The sequence below is a fragment of the Streptomyces sp. NBC_01092 genome, assembly GCF_045039535.1.
In the GTDB taxonomy this organism is placed as follows: domain Bacteria; phylum Actinomycetota; class Actinomycetes; order Streptomycetales; family Streptomycetaceae; genus Streptomyces.
Genome location: NZ_CP108659.1, coordinates 9,240,482 through 9,265,073 on the forward strand (window position 1 = coordinate 9,240,482; position 24,592 = coordinate 9,265,073).

The 24,592-nt window shown below is 70.0% G+C and carries 16 protein-coding genes; 5 read left to right on the plus strand and 11 right to left on the minus strand.

Annotated elements, in window-relative coordinates:
- Positions 1-64 precede the first annotated feature (64 nt).
- Positions 65-838, minus strand: coding sequence for an IclR family transcriptional regulator (locus tag OG254_RS41785; protein ID WP_405592727.1), 774 nt, complete (start codon positions 836-838; stop codon positions 65-67).
- Between the two features lie 4 nt (positions 839-842).
- Positions 843-1,268, minus strand: coding sequence for a MarR family winged helix-turn-helix transcriptional regulator (locus OG254_RS41790; protein WP_405592729.1), 426 nt, complete (start codon positions 1,266-1,268; stop codon positions 843-845).
- Positions 1,269-1,499: 231 nt separating this feature from the next.
- Between OG254_RS41790 and OG254_RS41795 the strand changes: the two genes are divergently transcribed.
- The 4 genes from OG254_RS41795 to OG254_RS41810 are packed head-to-tail and all read left to right on the plus strand — an operon-like array spanning position 1,500 to position 5,293.
- On the plus strand, positions 1,500-2,417 hold the full coding sequence (locus OG254_RS41795) for an SDR family NAD(P)-dependent oxidoreductase (protein WP_405592731.1): 918 nt from the start codon (positions 1,500-1,502) through the stop codon (positions 2,415-2,417).
- 23 nt (positions 2,418-2,440) lie between these two features.
- Positions 2,441-3,316, plus strand: a complete 876-nt coding sequence (locus tag OG254_RS41800) for an amidohydrolase family protein (RefSeq protein WP_405595514.1) — start codon at positions 2,441-2,443, stop codon at positions 3,314-3,316.
- 10 nt (positions 3,317-3,326) lie between these two features.
- Complete coding sequence (gene menE, locus OG254_RS41805) at positions 3,327-4,841, plus strand: o-succinylbenzoate--CoA ligase (protein WP_405592733.1); 1,515 nt, start codon at positions 3,327-3,329, stop codon at positions 4,839-4,841.
- Positions 4,838-5,293 carry a MaoC family dehydratase gene (locus tag OG254_RS41810; protein ID WP_405592735.1) on the plus strand — a complete coding sequence of 152 codons (456 nt, stop codon included), beginning with the start codon at positions 4,838-4,840 and terminating at the stop codon, positions 5,291-5,293. The genes menE and OG254_RS41810 overlap by 4 nt, the downstream gene beginning before the upstream one ends.
- 23 nt (positions 5,294-5,316) lie before the next feature.
- Here OG254_RS41810 and fxsT (OG254_RS41815) read toward each other — a convergent pair whose 3' ends face one another.
- The 4 genes from fxsT (OG254_RS41815) to OG254_RS41830 are packed head-to-tail and all read right to left on the minus strand — an operon-like array spanning position 5,317 to position 12,072.
- Positions 5,317-9,165 carry an FxSxx-COOH system tetratricopeptide repeat protein gene (fxsT, locus tag OG254_RS41815; protein WP_405592737.1) on the minus strand — a complete coding sequence of 1,283 codons (3,849 nt, stop codon included), beginning with the start codon at positions 9,163-9,165 and terminating at the stop codon, positions 5,317-5,319.
- Positions 9,149-10,426, minus strand: a complete 1,278-nt coding sequence (locus tag OG254_RS41820; RefSeq protein ID WP_405592739.1) for a TIR-like protein FxsC — start codon at positions 10,424-10,426, stop codon at positions 9,149-9,151. Before OG254_RS41820 ends, fxsT (OG254_RS41815) begins: the two co-directional genes overlap by 17 nt.
- Before the next feature lie 27 nt (positions 10,427-10,453).
- Positions 10,454-11,329, minus strand: coding sequence for a macro domain-containing protein (locus tag OG254_RS41825; protein ID WP_405592741.1), 876 nt, complete (start codon positions 11,327-11,329; stop codon positions 10,454-10,456).
- On the minus strand, positions 11,326-12,072 hold the full coding sequence (locus OG254_RS41830; RefSeq protein WP_405592743.1) for a TIR domain-containing protein: 747 nt from the start codon (positions 12,070-12,072) through the stop codon (positions 11,326-11,328). Before OG254_RS41830 ends, OG254_RS41825 begins: the two co-directional genes overlap by 4 nt.
- A gap of 167 nt (positions 12,073-12,239) precedes the next feature.
- On the opposite strand from OG254_RS41830, the gene fxsT (OG254_RS41835) reads away from it, so the two are divergent.
- Positions 12,240-16,295, plus strand: a complete 4,056-nt coding sequence (gene fxsT, locus OG254_RS41835) for an FxSxx-COOH system tetratricopeptide repeat protein (RefSeq protein ID WP_405592745.1) — start codon at positions 12,240-12,242, stop codon at positions 16,293-16,295.
- Positions 16,296-16,364: 69 nt separating this feature from the next.
- Here the strand turns inward: fxsT (OG254_RS41835) and OG254_RS41840 are convergent, their stop codons facing one another.
- From OG254_RS41840 to OG254_RS41860, 5 genes are read right to left on the minus strand one after another with little or no spacing between them, the layout of a single operon-like run.
- The gene (locus OG254_RS41840; protein ID WP_405592747.1) at positions 16,365-17,213 is read right to left on the minus strand and encodes a hypothetical protein; all 849 of its coding nucleotides are present in this window, start codon (positions 17,211-17,213) and stop codon (positions 16,365-16,367) included.
- A complete protein-coding gene (locus OG254_RS41845; protein WP_405592749.1) occupies positions 17,213-18,886 on the minus strand; it encodes a PHP domain-containing protein in 1,674 nt (557 codons plus the stop codon). The genes OG254_RS41840 and OG254_RS41845 overlap by 1 nt, the downstream gene beginning before the upstream one ends.
- 18 nt (positions 18,887-18,904) lie before the next feature.
- Complete coding sequence (locus tag OG254_RS41850) at positions 18,905-20,740, minus strand: LamG-like jellyroll fold domain-containing protein (protein ID WP_405592751.1); 1,836 nt, start codon at positions 20,738-20,740, stop codon at positions 18,905-18,907.
- A 45-nt stretch (positions 20,741-20,785) separates the two neighbouring features.
- A complete protein-coding gene (locus OG254_RS41855) occupies positions 20,786-23,755 on the minus strand; it encodes a glycoside hydrolase family 2 TIM barrel-domain containing protein (RefSeq protein ID WP_405592754.1) in 2,970 nt (989 codons plus the stop codon).
- On the minus strand, positions 23,755-24,591 hold the full coding sequence (locus OG254_RS41860) for a carbohydrate ABC transporter permease (RefSeq protein WP_405592756.1): 837 nt from the start codon (positions 24,589-24,591) through the stop codon (positions 23,755-23,757). Before OG254_RS41860 ends, OG254_RS41855 begins: the two co-directional genes overlap by 1 nt.
- Position 24,592 lies beyond the last annotated feature (1 nt).

Consider the following 24,592-nt stretch of genomic DNA (forward strand, 5'->3'; position numbering starts at 1 on the left):
TCGCCAGGCCACTCGGGGCTCGTCCTCACCGGTGAGAGGGATATCCGCATGGCCGGGCCGCTGTCTACGCCCGCTTCTCCGGCTGCCACCCCAGCCCCCGCGATATCCCCCGGGCCGCCAGCCGCACCGCAGGCACCAGCACCGGCACCTGGGCGTCCGCCTGGGGTACGACGACCGACACGGCGGCGACGACCGCCCCGCCCGGACCGCGCACCGGGGCGGCGACGGACAGCGCGTCGTCGGTGACCTGTCGGCTGCTCACCGCCACCCCCGTGCGCCGGACGTCGGCCAGGATGCGGCGCAGCCGGGCCGGATCGGTGACGGTGTACGGCGTGAAGGAGGTGAGCGGCCCGCCGCCGCAGTACGCCTCCTGTGAGTCCGCGTCGCTGTGTGCGAGCAGCGCGAGCCCGACCCCCGTGGCGTGCAGCGGCCAGCGCGCCCCGACGCGGATGTGCACCCCGACCGCCGAGCGCCCCGAAAGCCACTCGATGTAGACGACCTCGGGCCCGTCCTGGACCGCCAACTGCACGTTCTCGTGCGTCGCCTCGTACAGGTCCTCCAGATACGGCAGCGCGATCTGCCGCAGCGCCAGCCCGCGCGGCGCCAGGGCCGCGAGCTCCCACAGCCGTAGCCCCACGTGGTAGAGCCCGGAGTCGTCCCGCTCCAGAGCGCCCCACTCGGTGAGCGCGGCCACGAGCCGGTGCGCGGTGCTCAGGCTCAGCCCGGCGCGGCGGCTGATGTCCGTCAGGCACAGCGCCGGGTGCTCCAGATCGAAGGCCCCGAGCACGGACAACAGCCGGTCCGGCGCGGAGCGCGCATGCCTGGCCGGTATCGGCATCCCGTCACCCCAGCCCGGACTCGGCGACTCTCTGCAGCAGCGTGTGCAGCTGCTCGCGCTCGTCGGCGTCGAGCGGCCCGACCAGCTCGTTGGTGACGCGCTGCCCGGCCTCGTCGGTGTCCCGCAGGAACGCCCGGCCGCCCTCGGTCAGCACGATGATCCGGCTGCGCCGGTCGTCGGGGGCGGGACGCCGCTCGGCGAAGCCCAGCTTCTCCAGGTCGTCGACCAGGCCGACGATCGCGCTCGGGTCGTAGCCGAGGGACGCGCTCAGCTCGCGCTGGAGCGCGCCCGGGGTGGTGGCGAGGAACCGCAGCAGCGCGTAGTGGCGCAGGCGAAGGCCGGACTCCTGGAGGAAGGAGTTGAACAGCTGACCGGAGCGCAGGCCGAGGCGGTACAGCAGATAGCCCGTGTCCGCGTGCAGTCCGCGCATCCACGGCTCGTCGGCGTCGATCGGTGCGGGGTTCGTGGTCTGCCGGCTGGCGATGGCGGGCTCCCTGGTCGAGGCCCCGGGTGGGGCGTGCGGACGTACCGCCCCAGCATGACGCAAGGACGAGTCAGCAACAACTATTGACGTCAACAACTATTGTTCTTACCTTCGATCTCGCACCGCTCCTACATCGACTCGCACCCCACTCGAACCCCCATCCGAAGGGACCCGCCCGTGCCCAGCATCGATCTCACCGGCAAGGCCGCCGTCGTCACCGGCAGCGGCCGGGGCCTCGGCCTCGCCTACGCCCATGCCCTGGCCGCCCACGGCGCCCGCGTGGTCGTCAACGACGTCGACGAGGCCGTGGCCGAGGCGGCCGTGAAGTCCATCAGCGAGGCGGGCGGCACCGCCGTGGCCGAGGTCGTCCCGGTCGGAACGAGCGAGGCAGCGGACCGCCTGATCAGCAGGGCCGTCGAAGAGTTCGGCCGACTGGACATCCTCGTCACCAACGCGGGCATCCTGCGCGACAAGGTCCTGTGGAAGATGACCGACGACGACTTCGACGCGGTGCTCACCACCCACCTCAAGGGCACCTTCACCTGCGCCCGCGCCGCCGCGGTCCGCATGCGCGAGCAGGGCGAGGGCGGCACCCTGATCCTGGTCGGCTCCCCGGCCGGGCAGCGCGGCAACTTCGGGCAGACGAACTACGCCGCCGCCAAGGCCGGTATCGCCGCCTTCGCCCGCACCTGGTCGATGGAGCTGGGCCGCGCGAACATCACCGTCAACGCGATCGTGCCGGTCGCCGCGACCGCGATGACCGAGACCATCCCCGCCTTCGCCCCGTACGTCGAGGCGATGAAGAACGGCGAGCCGCTGCCGGACTTCCTGCGCAAGGGCGAGGGCTTCGGCACCCCCGAGGACTGCGCCGCCCTCGTCCCCTTCCTCGCCTCCCAGGCCGCCCGCGGCATCACCGGCCAGGCCATCGGCATCGGCGGTGACAAGGTGGCACTCTGGTCGCATCCGCAGGAGATTTCGGCGGCCTTCGCGGACGGCGGCTGGACCCCCGACACCCTGGCCGACGTCTGGCCCACCTCGGTCGGCGCCGAACTCCAGTCGGTCGGCATTCCGGCCCCCAAGTTCCCGGAGGCGTGATGGCCACCTCCGTGCCCCCCTCCATGAACCCCGACGAGCTGGTCGCGATCGACGTCCACACCCACGCGGAGGTCTCCTCCAACGGCCGCTCCTCCCTGGACGACGACCTCCATGACGCCTCCTCCGCCTACTTCAAGGTCGAGGGCAAGCGCAAGCCGACCCTGGAGGAGACCGCCGCCTACTACCGCGAGCGGAAGATGGCAGCGGTGATCTTCACGGTCGACGCCGAGTCCGCGACGGGCACGCCACCCGTCCCGAACGAGGAGGTCGCCGAGGCGGCCGCCGCCAACGCCGACGTCCTCATCCCCTTCGCCTCCATCGACCCCTTCCGGGGCAAGGCGGGCGTGAAGCAGGCCCGCCGCCTGGTCGAGGAGTACGGCGTGCGGGGCTTCAAGTTCCACCCCAGCATCCAGGGCTTCTTCCCCAACGACCGCTCGGTGGCGTACGCCCTCTACGAGGTGATCGAGGAGACGGGCACCATCGCCCTGTTCCACACGGGCCAGACGGGCATCGGTGCGGGAGTCCCGGGAGGCGGCGGCATCCGCCTCAAATACTCCAACCCGCTCCACGTGGACGACGTGGCGGCCGACTTCCCGCACCTGAAGATCATCCTGGCGCACCCGTCCTTCCCCTGGCAGGACGAGGCCCTCGCGGTCGCGACCCACAAGCCGGGCGTGCACATCGACCTGTCCGGCTGGTCGCCGAAGTACTTCCCGCCGCAGTTGGTGCAGTACGCCAACACCCTGCTGAAGGACAAGGTCCTCTTCGGTTCCGACTTCCCCGTCCTCACCCCCGACCGCTGGCTCGCCGACTTCGCGAAGCTGTCGATCAAGGACGAGGTCAGGCCGAGGATCCTCAAGGAGAACGCCGCCCGACTGCTCGGGCTGACGAAACCGTAAGGGGCGTGACATGCGCAACGAGGGACTGGGGTCGTGGCCCGCACGCCGGGCCCGCAAGACCCCCCACCGCACCGCCCTGATCCACGGCGGGACACCGACGTCGTACGCCACCCTGCACGACCGCACCACCCGCCTGGCCCACGCCCTGCGCGACCGTGGCGTCCGCCGCGGCGACCGCATCGGGTACCTGGGCCCGAACCACCCGTCCTACCTGGAAGCCCTCTTCGCCGCCGGCACGCTCGGCGCGGTCTTCGTCCCCCTCAACACCCGCCTGGCCGGCCCCGAGATCGCCTACCAACTGTCCGACTCCGGAGCCAAGGCCCTGCTCTACGGCCCGTCACACGCCGGTCTGGTCGCGGGACTCCCGGGCAGCACCGACATCCGTACCTACGTCGAAGTGGGCCCCGAATACGAGGCGGCCCTGGCGTCGGCGTCCGACGAACCGATCGACGCCCCCGTCACCCCCGACGACACCTGCATCATCATGTACACCTCGGGCACGACAGGCCGCCCCAAGGGCGCGATGCTCACCCACGGCAACATCACCTGGAACGCCCTCAACGTCCTCGTCGACATCGACCTCATCGCCGACGAACACGCCCTGGTCTCGGCCCCGTTGTTCCACACGGCGGGCCTGAACATGCTGACGCTCCCGGTCCTGCTCAAGGGCGGCACCTGCGTCCTGGTCGAGGCCTTCGACCCGAACGCCACCTTCGACCTGATCGCCCGTCACCGCATCACCTTCATGCTCGGCGTACCGACCATGTTCGACCAGTTGGCCCGCCACCCCCGCTGGCCGGAGGCGGACCTGTCGTCCCTGCGCATCCTGACCTGCGGCGGCTCCCCGGTCCCGACGCCGCTGATCGCCGCCTACCAGGAGCGGGGCCTGACCTTCCTCCAGGGCTACGGCATGACGGAGGCGGCCCCGGGGGCACTCTTCCTGGACGCGGAGCACGCGGTGAGCAAGGCCGGCTCGGCGGGCGTACCGCACTTCTTCAGCGATGTGCGCGTCGTACGGCCCGATCTCGCGCCCGTCGACGTGGGCGAGACCGGCGAGATCGTCGTCCGCGGCCCGCACGTCATGCCCGGTTACTGGGGCCTGCCCGACGAGACCGCCGCGTCCTTCGCCGAGGGCTGGTTCCGCAGCGGGGACGCGGCCCGTATCGACGAGGACGGCTACGTCTTCATCGTCGACCGCATCAAGGACATGATCATCTCCGGCGGCGAGAACATCTACCCCGCCGAGATCGAGGACCTCCTCCTCGCCCACCCCGACATCGTCGAATGCGCGGTCATCGGCGTCCCCGACGACAAGTGGGGCGAGGTCCCGCGCGCGGTCGTCGTCCCCCGCGAGGGGGCCACCGTCGACCCCGACGAGGTGTTGGCCTCCCTGTCCGGCCGCCTCGCCAAGTACAAGATCCCGAAGTCGGTGGTCCTCGCGGACGAACTCCCGCGCACGGCCTCCGGAAAGCTCCTCAAGTCCCGCGTCCGTACCCGGTACGGCAAGAGTGAAGGAACCGCATGACCATCACCGTGAACGGCCTCGCCGAACTGAAGAAGCTGTCCGGCAGCGACCTCGGCACCAGCGAGTGGATCGAGGTCACCCAGGACCGCATCAACACGTTCGCCGACGCGACGGGGGACCACCAGTGGATCCACGTCGACCCGGAGAGGGCGGCTGAGGGGCCCTTCGGCGCGCCTATCGCCCATGGCTACCTCACCCTCTCCCTCTTCATCCCCCTCTTCACCGAGCTGCTGGACGTCCAGGGCGTCACCACGAAGGTCAACTACGGCCTGAACAAGGTGCGTTTCCCGTCGCCAGTGAAGGTCGGCTCGCGCATTCGGCTGGTCGGGAAGCTGGCCGAGGTCGAGGAGGTTCCGGGCGGGGCGCAGATCAGGGTGGACGGAACGATCGAGATCGAGGGCGGGACGAAGCCGGCCGCGGTGTTGCAGAGCCTGTCGCGGTTCTACGCCTGAGCCGGAAGCCCCCTTCGAGACGGCTACGCGGGCAACAGCGGTTCGAGGTCGCGGTCGATCCGTTGCCAGTTCCGTGCCGCCTTCGTCCAGGGGTGGCCGGCTCCCAGCCGGCGGGCGAAACAGTCCACCACCCCGTCCCGCAGCCGTGTGGCCTCCGGGATTCGGCCCACCGAGCGCAGCGTGACCGCCAGGTCGAGGTCGGCGATCAGACTGTCGGGATGGTTGGCCCCGAGGCAGTCCTGCAGAGTCGCCGCACAGGAGCGTGACACTTCTTCGGCCTTGTCGAACTGCTCCAAGTCACCCAGCACGTTGGCGAGCGTGAGTCTGGCGCAGAGGGTGTACGGATGAGTGTCGCCGAGGCACGCGCCGAGGGACCGCACCGTCCGATCGGCTGTCGCCAGTGCTTCGTTGGCCTCCCCGGCCGCGCGGAGGCAGACCGCGAGATTGTGGTCGCACACCGCGAGGTCGGGGTGCTCGGGGCCGCGGAGCCGGAGGAAACGGTGCTGGAGGAGGCTGATCGCGGTGCGTGCGGCGGCCAGGTCCCCGACGTCGGCTGCCAGAACGGCCAGATTGAGCCCACAGGCCAGTCGATCGGGATCATCCCTGTCCCACCCGGAGTTGTACTCCTGGTCGGCCGCGGAGGCGAGTGCCTCGGCCTCCTTCAGCTCGCCCGTGCGGCGAAGTGAAACCGAGAGGCTGACGGTCGCACGCAGCGCGCTGCGCGTGTTGTGTCCGCGCAACTCGTTCAGAGCCGGCCGCAGTACGGCCACGGAACCGGCGTAGTCACCCACTTCGCGCAAGTCCCGGCCGAGCCCGAGTGTGGACACCAGGGCCGACGGATGACCGTTGCCCAGTACCTCGCGCCTGCGCTGCAGCGCGGCCAGACTCTTCTCCCGGGCGGCCGCGTAGGCGCCCGTCAGGGACAACGACCTGGCGAACGCCTCGGACGCGGACAGTGCCTGCGGGTGTTCCTCACCGAAGGAATCCTGGAACCCGGCCGACACCTCACGGGCCAGTCGCAGGGCCTCGCTGACGCGGCCCAGCGCCCGCAGATCCTCCGCCAGGCCCGCGGCGGTCATCAGCGCGTGCACGTGGCCCGGCGGCAGCAGCTCGCGCTGACGGCCCAGCGTGTCGGCGTCGAGACCGGATGCCTCCGCATAAGCGCCCAGGCTCCGCAGCGCGGCCGCCTGATGGGTGCGCAGACGAAGTACCTGGTGTTCGGCTTCTCCGCCGCCCCGACTCCAGCACTGGTCGAGTCGACGCCCCAGTTCCAACGCGCGGTCCGGCAAGCCGAGTCGTACGGTGCTGCCCAGTCGCTCGATGAGCATGTCGCGGATGTCGTCGTCCCCGCACTCATCGGCCCGCGTCTGATCGAGGTGCGGCCACAACTCCTCGGACGTAGCGTCGTCGCCGTCGGCGCCGGACCCGTCGCGGCGCGGTCCGGCGGCGCCCAGCAACAGGTGTGCCTCGTGGCGGACTTCTTCGTCCTCGGACTCGGGCACCGCGCCGCGTACCAGGGCCTGCACCACGCGGTGCACTCTCAGCGTGTGACCGGCCTGGTCCACCTCGGTCAGGCCGAGCCGGCTGAGTTCCTGCACCGCCTTGCTCACCAGCAGCCGCTCGTGCACGCCGGGGTCGTGAGGGCGCAGAAGACGCAAGGTCGTGTCGGTGTACAACGGCGCCAACGGCACTGGCAATGGGGCGAGATGGGAGCACAGCACGAGCAGCCGCAGCGCCGCGGGAGCACGCTCGCGCAAGGTGGCCAGAGCCAGCCGGGTAGTGGCCGCGACCGCACCGCCGGGCGGGGTCGACGGTGGTGAGTGCCGCTGCTCGGCGAGTTGTAGGAGGTAGTGCTCCACTTGTGGTGTCTGCGCCAGCCACGACGACGCCTGCGCCACCGCGAGCGGCATGTCCTCCACGGCCGTGGCGATCCGGTTGGCGTCGTTGGGAGCCAGCACCGGCACCCGCCGACGCAGCAGCTCGACGCTCTGTTCCCGGGTGAAGGCGTCGACCTCCACGGTGTCCATCGTCCCGGTCCAGCGGCGGTCGCGGGAGGTGACCAGCACGTGCCCATGTGCGCCGGAGGGCAGTAGCCCGTCGAGACTCTGCGGGCCGCCGGCGTTGTCGTAGACCAACAGCCATCGGTCATACGGTGTGCCCGAGCCCAACTCGTCAAGGGTCCGACGAGCGGCTTCGGGCACGCTGTCGCCGTGACGCAGCCCAAGGCGATCGGCCAGCCGTGCCAGCGACAGCAATGTCGACTCCGGGCTCTGCGCCCGCACCCACCACACCAGGTCGTATGCCGCCTGAAACCGATGGGCGTACTCCACGGCGAGCTGTGTGCGCCCGCAGGCGCTGAGGCCTTGGCGGGGCAGTATGGCGGCCTGACGACGGCTGACGTCGAGGATGGCGTGCAACTGGTCCAGATGCCTGTCGCGGCCCACGAAGAACGGATTGCGTGGCGGGGCCTGCCATACGGCGGGCGTGCGGCCGGGAAACCGGGGCCGGGCCGACTCCAGCGGTCGCAGGGTCGCCTCGCCGGAGAGACCGACGCTGCGCAGGACGGTCTGCGCGGTGTGCGACTCGTTGAGCGAGGTCAGGTCGACCGGACCGTGGTCGCTGAACGGCGGCGCGAGGGTGATTGGCTCGATACGGAACGGGACCAACTGCCCGCGCGAGCCGGGTCCGGGCGGGTCGAGGCGCTGCCACAGGGTCCGGGACCGCGTCGAGCGCAGAAAGGCTGAGGACAGCAACGCCACCGTGCGCGGGCTCGTGCCTGTGGGTGTCGGCTCGGCATCGGCATCCGGGGCGAGCACTTCGAAGCCCGAGCGGGTGAGTACCCAGCGGACCCAGTCGGCCCACATCCTGTCCTCCGGCGCGTGCCACAGCATGAGGGGCGTCGCGATGGGTGACAGCGGTCGTACGTACGAGGTGAGGTGACGTCTGCGGAGGTCGTCATCGAGGGGCGGGAAGCTTCCCACGCGCCCGGCGGTGATCTGGCCCGTCAGGCGTTCGAGTGCCGTCAGCAGGCTGTCGGGGGCGCCGGGCGCGTCGCCGAACACGGCGAGTATCTCCTCGTAGGCGTAGTCCTGCCGATGCGGGATCTCCAAGCAGGCCCGGTTGCCGGCCGGCCGGCCGGGGAAGGAGACGCGAACCAGCTCCCGCGCCGCGGTAAGCCGTTCACCTCGCCCCTCGGCGACCCGCATGGCCACGGGCAACACCTGGACGTCGCGCGGTCTTGCGTTCCGCCGGATGGTCCGGGCCATGGCCGCCGCGCCCGAGATGCTCTGCGAACTGAGCGTGAAGCAGTTCACCACCACGTCCGGCAGGTCCATGGTGCACAGGGCGACCAGGTCACTGACCCCGCAACGGCTGTCGATGAGGGTGTAGTCGTAACTGCTCCTCATGTCGCTGCGCAACGCCTCAAGGAACCGCACGCCACCGAGGAACTCGGTGAAGTTTCCCCAGCTGAAGCCCATCAGATGCGTCAGGTACTCCGCGTCCCGTCGCCCCGCGGGCATGTAGTCGAGGGTTCCGCCGCCAGGGAAGGTCCAATCGACCGAAACGGAGTGCGGCAGCACGCTGGCATGACGGCGTATCACGTCCGCCTCCGGTTCGGTGCCGCTGCCCCGGTCCACCACATAGTCCGCGAAGAGATTGAGCACTCCCGTCGTCGCGCCGGAGGTCGCGGCGTCGAGGAACGGGTGGAAATAGCGGTGCAGGCCGGGCGCCTCGATGTCCCAGTCCGACGCCAGGACGCGGTAGCCGTTGGAAGCGAGGATCCAGGCCACATTGGCCAGTGCCATGGTCCGTCCGGTGCCGCCCTTCTGGGAGTAGAAGGTGATGATCTGTCCGTCAAGGTCGGCGGTCATCGGATGCCTCCTCGACGGGTCCTCCCAGCCGGAACCGGCGGGTCGTGGAACCCGGGGGCGGATGGCTCGGGGTGAACCGGAGGAACTGGGCGGCTGCCCACTGGATCACATGGGGCAGGAGGGCGTCGAACTCGGCCAACGACGGAACTCCGGCCATCGCCGCCCGCGGGACACTCCGGACCCGCCTGACGGTTCGGGGCAGCGTCTGCTTCAGGGCCGTCTGCAACTCGAGTCCGGTCTTGTCGTCCGAGTCAGCCGGATTCGACGGCACGATCACCCCGAGCCACGGCGGCGCCGCCTCGTCCATGCGGGCCAGCAGCGCCTGCCGCTTCGGGTCGGAGAGGGCCCATTGGTCCAGCAGCATCAGTGTCGGACCGTCCGGTCGCCGCTCGGTGAGCAGACCGCCGACCGCCTCGTCGAGTGATTCGACCGTGTATCGGTAGTCGAGCCGTTCGGCGATCGTCGCGGCGATCTCAGCGAGTGGCCGGGTGGTGTCCGTGTCGCTCTCGCGGTAGGGATTCCAGTCGAGGGCGGAGGGGCCGTAGCACTGTTCGGGGCGCCCAGGCGGCAGCTCCTGGCGGCTGGGCGCGGCCACCACGATGCGAAGAATCCGACGCGCGCTGGTGCGTTGTTCGAAGGCGCTGGGCAGCTGTGCGAAGTCCAGGGGGCGTCCGACAGGGAGGGGGTTCACCTGCGCGGTGGCGGCGATCGTCTGAGCCAGCAGGAAGGTGATCTTCTCGTACTGCTGGCGGAACGACCGCAGCTTCATCAGGCCGTAGAGGCCGAAGGTGGCGTATTCGCGGCCGAACCGCTCGTGGTCGTACGGCAGGCTCTGCGCGGCGTGGGGGAGGTTGTGGGCCGGTACGGGGGCCCAGAGCGCCGGCACGATGACCGGGAGTCCCGGCGACGACATGCTGTGGTCTGCCTGGCGTTGGGAAAAGGCCGACCACTCGCGGCCGCATGTGTCGTTGATGAAGTAACGGGGCGAGTACAGAGGGACGAACACCCGGCAGGTGGCGAGTGCCTCGGACCTCCGGTGGCTCCAGATCTCACCGGCTCTCGTCTCACGATCCATGAAACCGATTTGCACGCCAACGGGGGAGTCCGTCATATACATGACGTACTCGCACAGGTCTCGGAACAGCCGGTGCACCCACATGTCAGGATCAGGGGCGTCGTTGAAGTCGAGGCGCGGAGTGTGCGCGTAGCTCAGAAAGAAGTAGGGCCCGGTCGAATCCGCCCCGCTCCGTTTCTGCTCCACGCGAAGTCCTCCTCACGGGTCCGATGGTCAGAGCGTCCGCAGGAACGCGGCCAGCTCCAACATGTCGACGCGCTCATACTCCTCCGGACGGACGACGATCGTCAGCTCTTTGCAGATGACCGACTGCCGTGATCCGGTGACGAAGGACAGCAGGATCAGCTTGATCAGGCCGGCGTGGTCCAAGCTGTCGATGCGGGCCAGGTCCGAGCCGATGACCGGCATGGCCACCGTCTCGCGCCGGGCGTGCACATGCACCGCCCGCCACAACTCGCCCAGACTGTGCCAGATCTCGTCAGGCCCCGAGCCGACCGTCAGGTCGCCGCGCATGGTGCCGTAGGCGCTCAGGAAATAGCGCCGGGCGGAGAGGCCCAGGACGGCGACCGTACCGACCGGATAGCGGGACAGCTTGCCGGCCCGCTTCGCCGCCCGTTCCTCCACTCCGACGGGCTGCTTCCCTGCCAGTGCGACCGCGAGTTCACCGTCCAGCCGGTCGACCTCCCCGGCATAGACCCGATGCAGGAACTGGCCCTGCACACTGCGCCGCGCGATCACCAGATCGTCGGTGGTGTCGGTGTCGAACACGTCGTTGAATCCGATGACGAGATGACACGGCTGGTCGAAAAGGTCGCCGACCGTCACGGTCACGCCGAATCCCGGATGGGTGAACTCGTGGCTGACTCTGTTCCGGGGCCAGGAGTGCACAATGCCTCCGGCCAGCGCCACACCCGCCAGGACAAGGAACGTCGTACCGCGCGGTAAGCGGCTGTCCGGCCAGAACGTCAAATACAGCTGGGCGGCACCCGACAGCACGCCGAACTGCACAGCGCACGCCCGTCCGGCCGTCGACAGCCCGAGACGCGTGCCGAACAGGGTCCGCAGCCGGTGCCCGAGCCCCGGGCTCATCCCGCCTCGTCCTGGTCAGAGGTCTCCGCCGTGGCAGCGACCGGGCCGACGGGCTCGTCGTAGACACCCACGAATCTGGTCAGCTTCCTGGGGGACGTGCCATGACCGTTGCGGAGGGCGTCGACCGCTCGTTCCAAGTCGGTGATACGGCTGATCTGTTCCTTCAGCAGCGAAGCCAAATCCTCCAGGATCTCCGTCTGCGACCGACGTGGTGGCCCGTACCCGTCGCCGTCCGCCGTCAGGTCGATCGCAGCCAGGGCATCGCTCAGATCGGGCCACGCTTTGTCGAACCGTTTCGTGAGTCGAGTGTCGTCGGGATGGCGTCCCGCGGACCTGCAGAGGACCTCGTTGATGGTCCGCACCAGCCTCAGTACATCCTCTTTGTCGTGTGCCCGAGTCGACTGGAACTGGCGGAGCGGACTGCTCGCGGCCTCCAGATCGGCGTGGCTGCCTTCGAGGAGGAAAGGCACGACTCTTCCCTCGTGCTCATTGACCTCCTTCGACAGGGCTCCCGATTCGAAAGTGATCCATGGGGCGTCAAGGTTGGAGTGGGTGATGCAGGCGATACCGAAGGAACTCTTGTCGAGCTGTTCCTTCAGCTCGTCCAGGCCACGTGCTCCCTTCCTGATGCTGTCCGAGGAGACGAAGGGCTCGATCTCGTCACTGAAGAACGGCAGCCATTCGGCGAGTAGTTCGGCGCACTTTTGAGAGGCGCCTCCGGACCAGCTCAGAAAGATCTTCATGCCCCGTCCCCCTGGGTCTGCCGCCCGCTGCGAGGATAAGCCCCGCTGAGGCCAACTGCCCCTGGACGGAAGCAGATAGCCGCCCCGACGGCTAGTCTGGAGGAGTCGGCGCGCTACACCCGAAGCGGCCACGGTACGGGTCCGACACGGCATGGCGGGGAGCGGCGATGACCGATGACCGTGACGGGCGCATTGTCACCTTCTACTCGTACAAGGGCGGTACGGGACGCACGATGGCGTTGGCCAACGTCGCCTGGATCCTCGCCGCCAACGGCAAGCGGGTGCTCGCGGTGGACTGGGACCTGGAGGCACCGGGCCTGCACCGCTTCTTCCACCCGTTCCTCGATCCCGCCACCCTCGGCGCCACCACCGGCGTCATTGACATGCTCAAGGAGTACGCCTGGGCGGCCGTCGGCGACGGATTCGACGGCATCGACGAGCGGCCGCCGGACTGGCATCTGGACTACGCCCGAATCCAGCGCCACGCCGTCTCCCTGGACTGGCCGTTCCCCGAGCCCGGCACCCTCGACATGGTTTCCGCGGGACGACAGGACCGCGACTACTCGGCCCTCGTGAGCACGTTCGACTGGGACCACTTCTACGACGATCTCGGTGGCGGACTCTTCTTCGACGCGCTGCGCGAGAACATGCGCCAGAACTACGACTACGTCCTCATCGACAGCCGCACCGGCCTGTCCGACATCGCCGACATATGTACCGCCCACCTGCCCGACGTCCTGGTCGACTGCTTCACCCTCAGCAGCCAGAGCATCGACGGCGCCGCGTCCGTCGCTCATGACATCCACGACCGGTTCCGACGCCGCCGTATCCGCATCCTGCCCGTCCCCATGCGTATCGACGAGGGCGAGAAGGAGAAGGCGGACGCCGGGCGTGCGCTGGCCCGTGCCAAGTTCGACGGGTTCCCCTCCGGTATGACCGAGGACGAACTCACCAGCTACTGGGGGTCGGTGGAGGTTCCCTACCGGCCTTACTACGCCTACGAGGAGACCCTGGCCACGTTCGGCGACGAGGCCGGTAACGCGACGTCTCTGTTGTCCGCCTTCGAGCGGCTCACCGGTGTGATCAGCGACCAGGCCGTGATCGGCCTGCCGCGCATGCCCGAGGACGTGCGCGCGAGGGTCACGGCGCAGTTCACCCGCCGTCGGCCGGCGCTCCCCTCCGACCTGCACCTCAGCTATGTGTCAGAGGATCGCATGTGGGCCGACTGGATCAGCTTCCTGTTGTCCCGGGCGGGGTTCAAGGTGTCGCGCCGGTGCGTGGGTGACGAAGGGGACGGTGCCGAGAAGCCCGCCGACCGGACCGTCTTCGTCCTCTCCTCGGCTTTCCAGCGCTCACCGAGGGCCCGTCAGGTGTGGGACGCGGCCACCGGCGGTGACCTCTCGGGCAGCCGTCAGGTGCTCCCCGTCCGGGTCGGTGATCTGCGTCCGGGGCCCGCGTTCGGAGATGTGCCCTCGATCGACCTGGTGCGTACCAGCGAGCGGATCGCCTCCTCCGCCCTCTTGCGGGCGCTCGGCAGGCCGCCGCTTCCGGCCGACCTGACCGACGAGGCAGCGCGCTGGGACGCCCGCTTCCCCGACACGATGCCCAAGTTCTGGAACATCTCGCCCCGCAACTCCGCCTTCACCGGCCGCGGCGCACTCCTGGAGAGGCTCCGCGACGGGCTCGGGAGCAGCAACTCGGGCGGCTCCGGGGCGCCGTACGCCCTGCATGGGCTGGGCGGTGTCGGCAAGACGCAGATCGCGCTGGAATATGTGCACCGCTTCGCCGCCGACTACGAACTGGTGTGGTGGATACCCTCCCAGCAGAACGAGCTCGTGGTCTCCTCTCTCGCCGACCTCGGGCACAGGCTGGGCCTGCGGGTCGGCGACGACGCCGCGCGGACCGCGCAGGAGGTCCGCGACCATCTGCGCCAGTCGTCCGCCACGCTGCGCTGGCTGCTGGTGTTCGACAACGCCGACGAGCCCGCGGAGGTGAGCAAGCACTTCCCCGGTGGCGCCGGCCATGTGCTGGTCACCTCCCGCAACCAGACCTGGCTCCAGTTCGGCGAGGCCCTGGAGATCGACCCGTTCCTGCGCGAGGAGAGCGTCGAGCACCTGCTACGCCGGGCCGCGGACCTCACCACGGAGGACGCCGACCGGGTTGCCTCCGCCGTGGGTGACCTGCCCCTCGCCCTCGACCAGGCCGGCGCCTGGCTGGACGAGACCGGCACGCCCGTCGACACCTACCTCGCCGAGCTGGAACACCAGGCGGAGCGGGTGCTGTCGCTCAGCCGGCCCGCCAACTACCCCGAGCCGGTCGCCGCCACCTGGAACGTCTCCATCGAGCGGCTGAAGGAACGCTCCCCGGCCGCGGTGAGGCTGCTCCAACTGTGCGCCTTCTTCGCTGCCGAACCCATCTCGATGGAGCTGTTGTACGGCGACGAGATGACGAGCGTCCTGGCCACGCTGGACCCGTCGCTCCAGGAGAGGATGGTGCTCGGTCGGGTGATCCGGGAGGTTTGCCGGTTCGCCCTCGCCAAGGTGGACCGGGCCACCGAATCGATCGAGGTGCACCGGCTGGTGCAGGCGGTCATCCGGTCCCAGCTCACTCCCCAGGAGCAGGAGGACGCCCAGCACGTCGTGCACCGCATCCTGGCCGGCGCTCGCCCGGTGGGTGAGGAGCCCATCGACGGCCCGGAGAATCAGCCCGCCTTCGCCGCGATCTGGCCGCATCTGGAGGCCTCCGAGGCCGGCGCCTGCGACGACCCGAAGACCCGGCAGCTGCTCATGGACCGCGTCCGCTACCTGTGGAAGCGCAGCGACCTGAACGCCGCGCTCTCCTTCACCCACGGCCTGCGGCAGCTGTGGGAGCAACAGTTGACGGTCAGCCGTTTCCGGATCGCCGACCTCGAGAGGCAGGAGCCGGCCGAGCGGGCACCGGCGCCCGAGCCGGCCGGCCTGGGCAACCCGCGAGCCCCGCGCACGCTCGCCGAGGAGCGCCGCTACGCGACGGAACTCCAGACCCAGCTGCTGCACCTTCGGTTTCACATCGCCAACGTGCTGCGCTCGCTGGGCAAGTACGTGGAGGCGGAGGAGCTGGGTTCCGACACCCTCACCCAACAGCGTGGCCTGCTGATGCCCGGCCATCCGCACATCCTGATGACGGCCAGCGGCCTCGCCATCGACCTGGGCAGCATCGGCCGGTTCGAGGAGGCGCTGGAGCTGGCGACCGAGGCGTACCACGGCTTCAAGGAGACCTTCGGCGAGGACCATCCCCGCACCCTCAGCGCCAACAACAACCGTGCTGTGTGCCTCAGACTTCTCGGCCGCTTCAGCGAGGCTCTGGAGGTCGATCAGGAGATCTACGATCTGCGGCGCAACGACCTCGGCGCCGCGCACGCGCACACCCTGACCAGCATCACCAACCTGGGCCGCGACCTGCGCGAGACGGGCGACTATGAGGCGTCCATCTCGCTGCTGAGCAGCAGCTACGAGTCGTACGGGCGACTGTTCGGCGAGGCCTACCCCGAGACCCAGCGGAGCGCCAAGAGCCTGGCGGTGTCGCTGCGCAAGGCGGGGCGGGTGGACGAGGCGCGGGCGCTCACCCACCGGACCCGGGAGCTCTACCGGCTGCGCGAGACCCCCGCGTCCACCCCGGACGTGCTGGACTGCACCCTGAACTACGCGACCGACCTGTACGTCACCGGGGCGCGCGAGGAGGCTCTGACCCTGGCGCAGGACATCGTGCGGCAGTACCGCACGGCACCCGGCGAGCGGCATCCGGCCACCCTTGCCGCCGTCAACAACCTCGGGATCTTCCTACGCGGTTCCGGCGAGGTCAGCCGGGCGCGGGCGCTGCTGGAGAAGAACCTCGACACCCTGCGGGAGGCGCTCGGCGACCGGCACCCCTACACGCTCGCCGGTGCCGTCAACCTCGCCAATGTGCTTGCGGAGCTGGACGAGTTGCGCCAGGCGGAGGAACTGGAGCGGCTGGCCGTCGCCGGCTTCCAGTCGACCCTCGGCCACGAGCATCCGGACACCATCGTCTCGCGCGCCAACCTGGCCGTGACCCTGCGGGCTCTGGGCCGCTCTCCCGAGGCTGAACAGCTTCAGGAGAGCAGCCATGCCGAGTTCGCCCGGATGCTGGGCGTGGACCATCCGCACACGGTGAGCGTCCGCGAGGGCAAGCGCATCCATCGGGACCTGGAGCCACCGGCGGTGTGACCGGTGCGGCTAGAGGACGCAGAGGGCGGCGGTCCCTTCGGTCGTCGCCGCCTCTGCGCCACTCGTGGATCAGCCCGCGACCTGCCGGTACGAGTACACAGCCGTGGCCACCGCGCACACCCCGGGCGGAATCATCTCCGCCCGCAGCGTCCCGCTGTTCGCGTCGTAGTCCACGCCCTCCGTCTCGAACGCCCCCGTGCACACGCTGCGTTGCGGCAGTGCGAGCAGGGACTTCACCGCGGCGGTGATCGGCTGACCGTCCACCTTGCGGGGCAGGTCCACCTGGAGGAGTGGGCGGGGTTCGGGGAAGAGCGTGCCCGTGGCGTCGTTCGAGGCGCACAGCAGGCGGGTGTCCGTGACGAAGTCGCAGCCCTGGATGTCGCGTACCGGCTTGTCCAGGGTGATCTGCCAGGCCTCGTTCAGGCCGCCGCCCGTCGGGGACGTGGCCGGGTTCAGCAGGGGAGCCGGGAAGACCTGGAGTCTGCGCTGCTCTCCCCACTCGCCCGACACCAGCCACTGCCCGTCGGGCGAGACCGTGGCGAAGGAGTTGTTGAGCTTCTCGCCCGGGTTGAGCTGGTGGACGTACTCGTAGCGCTTCCCGGCCGGTGTCGTCACCGCGTACATCTTGGACGTGGCCGTGTCCGGGCCCTGGTAGGCGTCGAACACGTACCCGTTCGCGATGTCCGGGTCGCCCACGTGGTTCCAGCCCTTGATCCGCAGGCCCAGCGGGATGTCCACCAGGCCCCGGTACAGGAGCGAGCCGTCCGCCCGGGTGGCGAGCCCCTGCCCGCCGCCCAGGGTGTCGGTGGACGCCGTGCCGGTCTCGGTCCAGTGCGGGTCACCGGCGGCCGAGGCGGTGCCCGCGCCGAGCGCGAGGGCACCCACTAAGCAAACCGGGGTGACGAGATGACGTCTCATCAGGCTCCTGCCACGTCGACGAACACGGGGTTCGAATAGAACCACGTATCCGTCCACGGGTCACCGTCTCCGGGCGTGTGCGGGATCGGCCCGTGCGGGTCGACCGACGCGCCGAGGTAGCCGGCGCCGCCCCGGTTGCCGTCGCTGCCGCGCAGGCGGACGTAGAAGGGCTCGTTCCCGGCGGTCAGCGGGATCCGCAGGGTGTACGTCCCCTTGCGGCCGGACACGTCCTTCGTCGCCACGACCTTGGTGTCCGGCGCCTGCCAGGTGTCCCGGTCGGCGACCGGGCCGCGCACCGCGCCCCGGATGACGTCCACGTGCGCCAACTCCGGCAGGATTCCGTGCGGGTTGGGGCGGGAGGCCGTCGTGACCGTGATGGTCAGCGTGAGCTTCTCGCCCTTGCGGACACGCAGCCGGCCGCCCAGCGTCACGCCCCGGCCGTGGTCGCAGTCCCGTTTGAGGCGGACGTCGAGGCCGTCGAGGAGGTGGCCGTGGTCGAGCCAGACCCGGCCCGCGCGCAGGCCCGCCATCACGGCGCGGTAGCCGTAGCGGGTCACGCCGACGTGGGTGCGGCTGAACTGGCCCGGCCAGAAGTCGCTGCCCGGCTGCGGGGTGTCGGTGTTCACCGGGTCGGGCAGCTTGCCGGTGTTGTCGAAGTTCTGGCCCGCCGGCCAGTCGCCGTTGCGCCAGGTGTCGAAGACGATGCGGTGGGCGTCGGAGTTCGTGGTGATCGAGAACAGACGGCCTTCCGCCAGCATCGAGTCCCACAGGCCGCCCACCGTCGCGGTCGCCCAGTCGAAGCCGCCGTACGTGAGGTACGCCCCAGCCGGATAGCCCGGCCAGGACTGCGCGGACGGCTTGTTCTCGTACTCGCCGCGCATCGACGTCGCACCGCGCCAGCCGGGGATCGCCGCGCCCTGGGCGCCGGGCGCGCCCTCCATGCCGATCATGATCTCGGGGGCCGCGTCCCGCCAGCCCCGCATCTCGTGCGGGGAGTCGATGCCGAGGCGCAGCGGGTGGTTGGCGAGGACGAGGACGTCGTCCACGTAGCCCGTACGGCGCTGTTCGGCGAGCCACTTGAGGGCCTTGACCGCGTGGGCCTCGTTGCGGGCCGTGTCCGCGGCCCCCGGGGCTCCCTCGGTGTAGCCGAGCAGCTTGCCGTCGTAGGCGCTCTCGAACTGCGTGAGCAGGTCCACCTCGTGCCGGCCGGGCGCCGCGAAGACCGTGCAGTGCTCGGCGGCCGGGATGTACCACTCCAGGCCCTGGAAGATCAGCTGGCGCGGGTTCTCGGCGCGTGCTTCGAGGATCTCCTTGTGCTCCAGCGCGGCGCCGTAGTTGGCGTGCCCGAAGTTGGAGTGCTCGGTGAACACCATCCAGTCCAGGCCGTACTTGGCGCCCGCGGCGGCCAGCTGGGAGAACGTGTACTTGGCGTCGTGGCTGTAGACGGTGTGGATGTGGTGATCGCCGACGAGGTAGGCGAGGCGGGGGTCCTCGCCGCCCAGACGACGGTCGCCCGAAGACGCCATCGCGGGGACGGCCGTCGAGCCCAGCGCGAACGCGGCGCCGAACAGGCCCGCGCGGTGCAGGAGTCCGCGTCTGGAGACGCCCTGCGGGTCGAGGGCGGCGGGGGAGACGGACGGGTCGGCCCAGGTGGGCAGCTGCTGCTCAGTCATGGTCATCCTCGGCAGGCGTCAGTGGTTCATGAAGGACGTGACGGGCAGCGCCCGTTCGACGACGCGGACGTCGCCGAGGCGGCCGTAGTGGATCTGGTCGATCCTGCCGCCGTACTCGTAGCCGCCGAGCAGCCAGGGCAGGCCGACCGAGGTGAGGCCGATCGCGGTGGCGTGCGGGTTGCGGGCGACGGGGCAGCCCTGGACGTACAGCGTGGTGTGCCGGCCGTCGTTGACGACGGCGACGTGCCACCAGGTCTCCCGCGCGGTCTCGTCGCCCCAGTTGGTGGCGATGCCCTCCTGGTTCAGCGGCCGGACCGCCCACTGCGGGCCGGGACCGTCGGAGAGGGAGAGCGTGGCCAGCGGCTCGTCGGGGTCGCCCTCGGTCTTGCCGGCCGCGCCGCCCGTGCCCGTACGGCTGATCAGGCCGCCCCAGGCGTTGTGCGAGGCGTCCCAGTCCGCGGGAACACGGTAGAAGGCCTCGATCGTGTAGCCGTTCCTGAACGTCGCCGAGTTCAGCGGGGCGCCGTCGACCGTGCGCAGGTACGCGCCCCTCAGCGGCGACTTGAAGCCGGTGAACTCCAGGCTGCCGTGGCCGGGCTGGTCGGGGTGGTGGTCGGCGGACCAGCCGAGGGTGCCGCCGCCGACGGAGACCACGGTGAGGTCGTTGCCGCGGCCGGACAGGTCGCGGACGGTGCCGGAGACGGGGGAGTCGAAGCGCCAGTAGGCGGCCGTGCCCCGGATCAGCATCTTCGACGCGGGGCGCGCCGGGCGGGCCGGCAGCGGGGAGAAGCCGGAGAAGCGGTCCGCGAAGTCGATGTCGACCGAGAACCGGTCGGCGTCACCGCTCAGCTCGATCTCCTGCCGCTCCAGCTCGCCCAGGCCCTTCGCGGCGCGGCCCAGGATCCACGGGGAGACCGTCTCGACGTCGATGACGTCGCGGTCCAGGTCGAAGTGGTAGAGGCGGATCATCGCCGCGCCGCCGAAGTAGCGGTTCTGGTAGTTCGTCAGATGCAGGTGGACGTCGTTGCCCGCCGCGTTTTGGCGCACGGCCCGGCCCGCCGGCCAGTAGTGGCCGTTGAGGGTGAGGAAGATCTGGTCGTGGTCCTTGATCAGCTGGTCCCACAGCTGCTGGCCGTACGACGACAACGCGTCGTCGTCGACGACCAGTTCGTGCGTGGTGAGGATGACGGGCGTCTTCGGGTGCCGGGCGAGGACGTCCTTCGCCCAGGCGTAGCCCTGCGCAGACAGCCGCCAGTCCAGCGCGAGCACCATCCACTCGCGGCCGGCCGCCTTGAAGAGGTGGTAGCTGTTGTAGCCGTCCGAAGAGGCGCCCCCGAAGGTGGACTTGCCCTGGAACCGCCGCGGGCCGAACGTGTCCAGGTACGGCGTGGCGCCGCGCTGGTCGTTCGTGGACGACTTCACGTCGTGGTTGCCGGCGAGGACGCTGTAGCCGACGCCACGCCGGTCGAGCAGCTCGAAGGCTTTGCCGATCGCGGCGAACTCCTCCTTCGCGCCGTTCTCGGTGAGGTCGCCGAGGTGGGACAGGAAGACGATGTTCTCGTCCCGGCCGTGCTCCAGGAGATAGCGCAGGGACGCCTCGATGGGCGCCGGGTTGATGCTCGGGCCGTCGAAGAGGTACTGGGTGTCGGGCATCACGGCCAGCGTGAAGCGTCGGCTGTCGGCGTTCGGACGCCAACCGGCGGGCGTGGCCGCCGTGGACGCCTCGGCCACGGTCGGCAGGGCGACCCCGGCCGTGGCCGCGGCGCCGAGCAGCGCGGTCGCGCGCAGGAAACCGCGTCTTCCGGCACCGGCCTGCTCGGCCTCGCCCTGGGCATGATCATGCGAAGTACACACGTGTGCTCCGTGAGAAGAGGTGACAGCGAAGGGCGTGGGGGGAGTTCAGAGAACGCGCAGGGTCCAGCTCCAGCGATGGATGCCCGGTGCGACGAGATACGAAGATGAGGTGTCGGGCCCGCAGGAGGCGGTGCCCAGACCGCGGTGCGCGGCGTCGATGTGCACCACGCAGCCGGGCCGCGCGACCAGCTCGTCGTGGTGGCCGGCCGAGGCGAGGTCCTCGGCGCGGTAGCGGGTCACCGACACCTGGCGGGGTTCGTCCAGGGCGACCGAGAGCCCGGTGGCATCCGGCGCCGACAGCGTGAACCGCCGTACGCCGTGCCGCCCACCGCTCTCCTGGGGCCGCAGATAAGGGGTGAACAACTCGTCGACCGGTACGCGGTGATGGCCGACGGGCGCGCCCGTGCTGCGGTCGGGATACGACTCCCACGGCCCCTGCCCGAACCAGTCCAGCAGATCGAGCCCGTCGACCGTCTCGAAGACCGTGCCGACCCGGGCCACGTCGTCGAACGCCGCCGGCAGCTCGGCCTCCTCGTCGACCCGGACGCCGCCCTCGACGGGCGTGAGCACCTGCCGGTGCCGTACGACACCGGTCGTGCCCGCGTACTCCGCCTCCACGGTCACGCTCCCCCAGCCTTCGGCCGGGGGGACCCCCATCTCGCTTCGCTCGCCGCCCTCGCGCACCGACACGACCTTGCGGACCAGCGCGTCCAGCCCCCAGCTCCGCCAGCGCTCAGCCATGCCGCCGAGCTGGTCGTTGTCGGTGGGCGCCCGCCACAGCGAGAGGGTGGGCGCGGCCGTCAGCAGCGGGTGGACGAGGAGTCCCTCGCCGTCGACCTCGATCTGCCGGTCCACCGGAACATCCGGGGCCACGGCGGGCCCGCGCAGCCGCACCTGCGGCACGCACACCTCGGTGCCGCGCGGCGCCCACGGCTGGTCCTCGGCCACCGTCACCCGCAGTGTCAGCCAGGCCTCGCCACCGTCGCGCGGCACCTCGAAGGGCAGCGGTACGGCGGCCGTCTCGCCGGGGCACAGCTTGGGCAGCTGCGCCGGGCCGGTCAGCGTCGTGCCGTCGGCGAGGTGCAGCCGCCACTCGCCGGCGAGCCAGTCCAGGCCGCGGAAGTGCTGGTGGTTGCCGAGCACGATGCCCTCGTGCTTGTAGCACTCGATCCGTACGCACTCGATCCGCAGTGGTGCCGCGATCTCCCGGTGCTCGTACATCGCGGGCTTGGGCGTGCGGTCCGGGAAGACCACGCCGTCCGCGATGAACGCGCCGTCGTGGAGGGTCTCGCCGAAGTCGCCGCCGTACGCCCAGCGGTACCCGGGCGCGGTGACACCGTTGTCGTAGAGCCCGGCGCCCGCGCGCCCGGCAGGTCTGCCATCGCTCACGCGTTGCAGAATTCCGTGGTCCCAGAACTCCCAGATGAACCCGCCCTGAAGACCCGGGGTGGCCTCGATGGCAGCCCAGTGGTCGGCCAGCGTGCCGTTGCTGTTGCCCATCGCGTGCGAGTACTCGCACTGGATGAGCGGCTTGGTCTGCAGGCCCGACAGCGCGTGGGCGACGCAGTCCTCGATGGGTGCGTACATGGGACAGGCGAGGTCGGAGGCGTCGTCGGTCGCCGCCCAGTCGAGCTTGGCCGCGCCCTCGTACTGGACCGGCCGTGTCGGGTCGTGCCGACGCAGCCAGCCGGCCGCCGCGTCGTGGTTCGCGCCGTAGTCCGACTCGTTGCCGAGCGACCAGATGATGACCGACGGGTGGTTCTTGTCGCGCAGCGCCATGCGCGAGACGCGGTCCACGAAGGCGTTCAGATAGCGCGGGTCGTCGGCGATCTCATGGGCGTGGTCGTGGGACTCGATGTCCGCCTCGTCGACGACGTAGAAGCCGAGCTCGTCGGCGAGGTCGTACAGGGCGGGGTCGTTCGGGTAGTGCGCGGTGCGGATCGCGTTGAAGCCGAACCGCTTGAGCAGGACGAGATCGGCGCGCATCTCGTCGTACGACACCGTCCGCCCGGTCAACGGGTGGAAGTCGTGCCGGTTGACGCCCCGGATGAACACCCGCTCCCCGTTGACGAGCAGGTCACGGCCGGTGACCTCGACGTCCCGGAAGCCGATCCGGTGGCGGGAGGTGTCGGCGATCGTGCCGTCGGCGCGGTGCAGGCGGACGGTCAGGTCGTACAGCTCGGGCGTCTCCGCGTTCCAGGTGCGCACGTCCTCGACGGCCGTCCGTATGCGGGCCTCGCCGAGAAAGTCGGAGACGCGCTCGTCCTCGGCGTTGAAACGGTCGAACTCCCGGTCCTGAGCGAGGAGTTGACCGTCCAGCCCCCCGCTGACGTACCACCCCTCGGGCAGCGCACCGCCCGCGTCCCGCACCCGGCAGTCCACCCGCAGCTCCCCACTGAAGGCAGCCCGCACGGTCACGTCCGCGAGATACAGCGGGTCCGTCGTGTACAGCAGCACCGAGCGGGTGATCCCGCCGTGCCACCACTGGTCCTGGTCCTCGATGTGCGAGGCGTCCGACCACTTCACGACCGTCAGGCGTACGGTGGTCCGCTGCCCGGCGCGCACCAGGCCCGTGAGGTCGAACTCAGCAGCCAGGTGCGAGTCCTTGGAGATGCCGACGGGCCGCCCGTCCACATGAACCAGCAGCACGCTCTCGGCGGCCCCGACCTGGAGCACGATCCGGCGGCCGGCCCAGTCGGCGGGCACGTCCACCTCACGCTCGTACACGCCCGTCGGGTTGGCGGCGGGCGAGTGGGGCGGGAAGTCGGGGAACGGCATCCGCACGTTGGTGTACTGCGGCAGGTCGTCCGTGCCCTGCAGGGTCCAGACGCCGGGCACCCGCGACGTCGACCAGGCACCGCCGACCGGCGCGTCCGGAGTCGGCAGCAACTGGAAGCGCCAGTCGCCGTCCAAGGGGAGTCCTCCGGAGCGCCGGTCGACGGCGTTCATGGGCAGTCGCCCCCAGGAGGTCACCTCGGGTGCCTCCCAGGGGCGCAGCCGCAGCAGCGGGTCCATCAGCGGATGGCTCCCTTGCCGAGGTCGCCGATGATCTGCTTGGCGCCGATGGCGAAGACGATCAGCAGGGGGATGAGGGCGAGCAGCGCGCCGGTCATCACCATGCCGTAGTCCGTGGTGCCGTGGACGCCGTTGAGCTGGGACAACGCGACCTGGAGGGTGACGTTGTCCGGGTTGGTGAGGGCGATCAGGGGCCAGGCGTAGTCGTTCCACTGGGCCATGAACGTGAAGATGCCGAGGAAGGCCAGGCCCGGCCGGACGACCGGGAGGGCCACGTGCCAGTACTGGCGCAGGAAGTTCGCGCCGTCGATCTTCGAGGCGTCCAGCAGTTCGTCGTGGATGGCGCTCTTCATGTACTGGCGCATCCAGAAGATGCCGAAGGCGTTCGCCGCCGCCGGCACGATCAGCGCCGTCATCGAGCCGATCCAGCCGATGTTCGCCATCATCACGAACTGCGGGATGATCGCCAGCTGCGTCGGCACCATGAAGATGATCATCAGCAGCGTGAAGAGCAGCCTGCGCCCCGGGAACTCGAACTTGGCGAACACGAACGCGGCCAGCGAGTCGAAGAACAGGACCAGGAAGGTCACCGCCGACGCCACCAGCAGCGAGTTGAGCATGGAGCCGAAGAAGTCGATGTTGTCGAAGAGGCTGCGGACGTTCTGAAGGAAGTGCGAGCCGGGCAGCAGCTTCGGCGGGTACGAGAAGATCTCGGTCGCCGTGTGCGTCGACATGATGACGGCCCAGTAGAACGGGAAGGCCGACAGCAGCAGTCCGATGACGAGTACGGCGTGCAGCGCGATGCCCCGCCTGCGTGTTCCTTGAATGGATGCCATG

Bases quoted from the DNA above. Each gene is read 5' to 3' on its own strand.
- OG254_RS41825 (WP_405592741.1), bottom strand. From the start codon at position 11,329: ATGAGCCCGGGGCTCGGGCACCGGCTGCGGACCCTGTTCGGCACGCGT.
- OG254_RS41840 (WP_405592747.1), bottom strand. From the start codon at position 17,213: ATGAGACGTCATCTCGTCACCCCGGTTTGCTTAGTGGGTGCCCTCGCG.
- OG254_RS41810 (WP_405592735.1), top strand. From the start codon at position 4,838: ATGACCATCACCGTGAACGGCCTCGCCGAACTGAAGAAGCTGTCCGGC.
- OG254_RS41855 (WP_405592754.1), bottom strand. From the start codon at position 23,755: ATGGACCCGCTGCTGCGGCTGCGCCCCTGGGAGGCACCCGAGGTGACC.
- OG254_RS41845 (WP_405592749.1), bottom strand. From the start codon at position 18,886: ATGACTGAGCAGCAGCTGCCCACCTGGGCCGACCCGTCCGTCTCCCCC.
- OG254_RS41800 (WP_405595514.1), top strand. From the start codon at position 2,441: ATGAACCCCGACGAGCTGGTCGCGATCGACGTCCACACCCACGCGGAG.
- OG254_RS41860 (WP_405592756.1), bottom strand. From the start codon at position 24,591: ATGGCATCCATTCAAGGAACACGCAGGCGGGGCATCGCGCTGCACGCC.
- fxsT (WP_405592737.1), bottom strand. From the start codon at position 9,165: ATGACCGCCGACCTTGACGGACAGATCATCACCTTCTACTCCCAGAAG.
- OG254_RS41790 (WP_405592729.1), bottom strand. From the start codon at position 1,268: ATGCGCGGACTGCACGCGGACACGGGCTATCTGCTGTACCGCCTCGGC.
- OG254_RS41830 (WP_405592743.1), bottom strand. From the start codon at position 12,072: ATGAAGATCTTTCTGAGCTGGTCCGGAGGCGCCTCTCAAAAGTGCGCC.
- menE (WP_405592733.1), top strand. From the start codon at position 3,327: ATGCGCAACGAGGGACTGGGGTCGTGGCCCGCACGCCGGGCCCGCAAG.
- OG254_RS41785 (WP_405592727.1), bottom strand. From the start codon at position 838: ATGCCGATACCGGCCAGGCATGCGCGCTCCGCGCCGGACCGGCTGTTG.
- fxsT (WP_405592745.1), top strand. From the start codon at position 12,240: ATGACCGATGACCGTGACGGGCGCATTGTCACCTTCTACTCGTACAAG.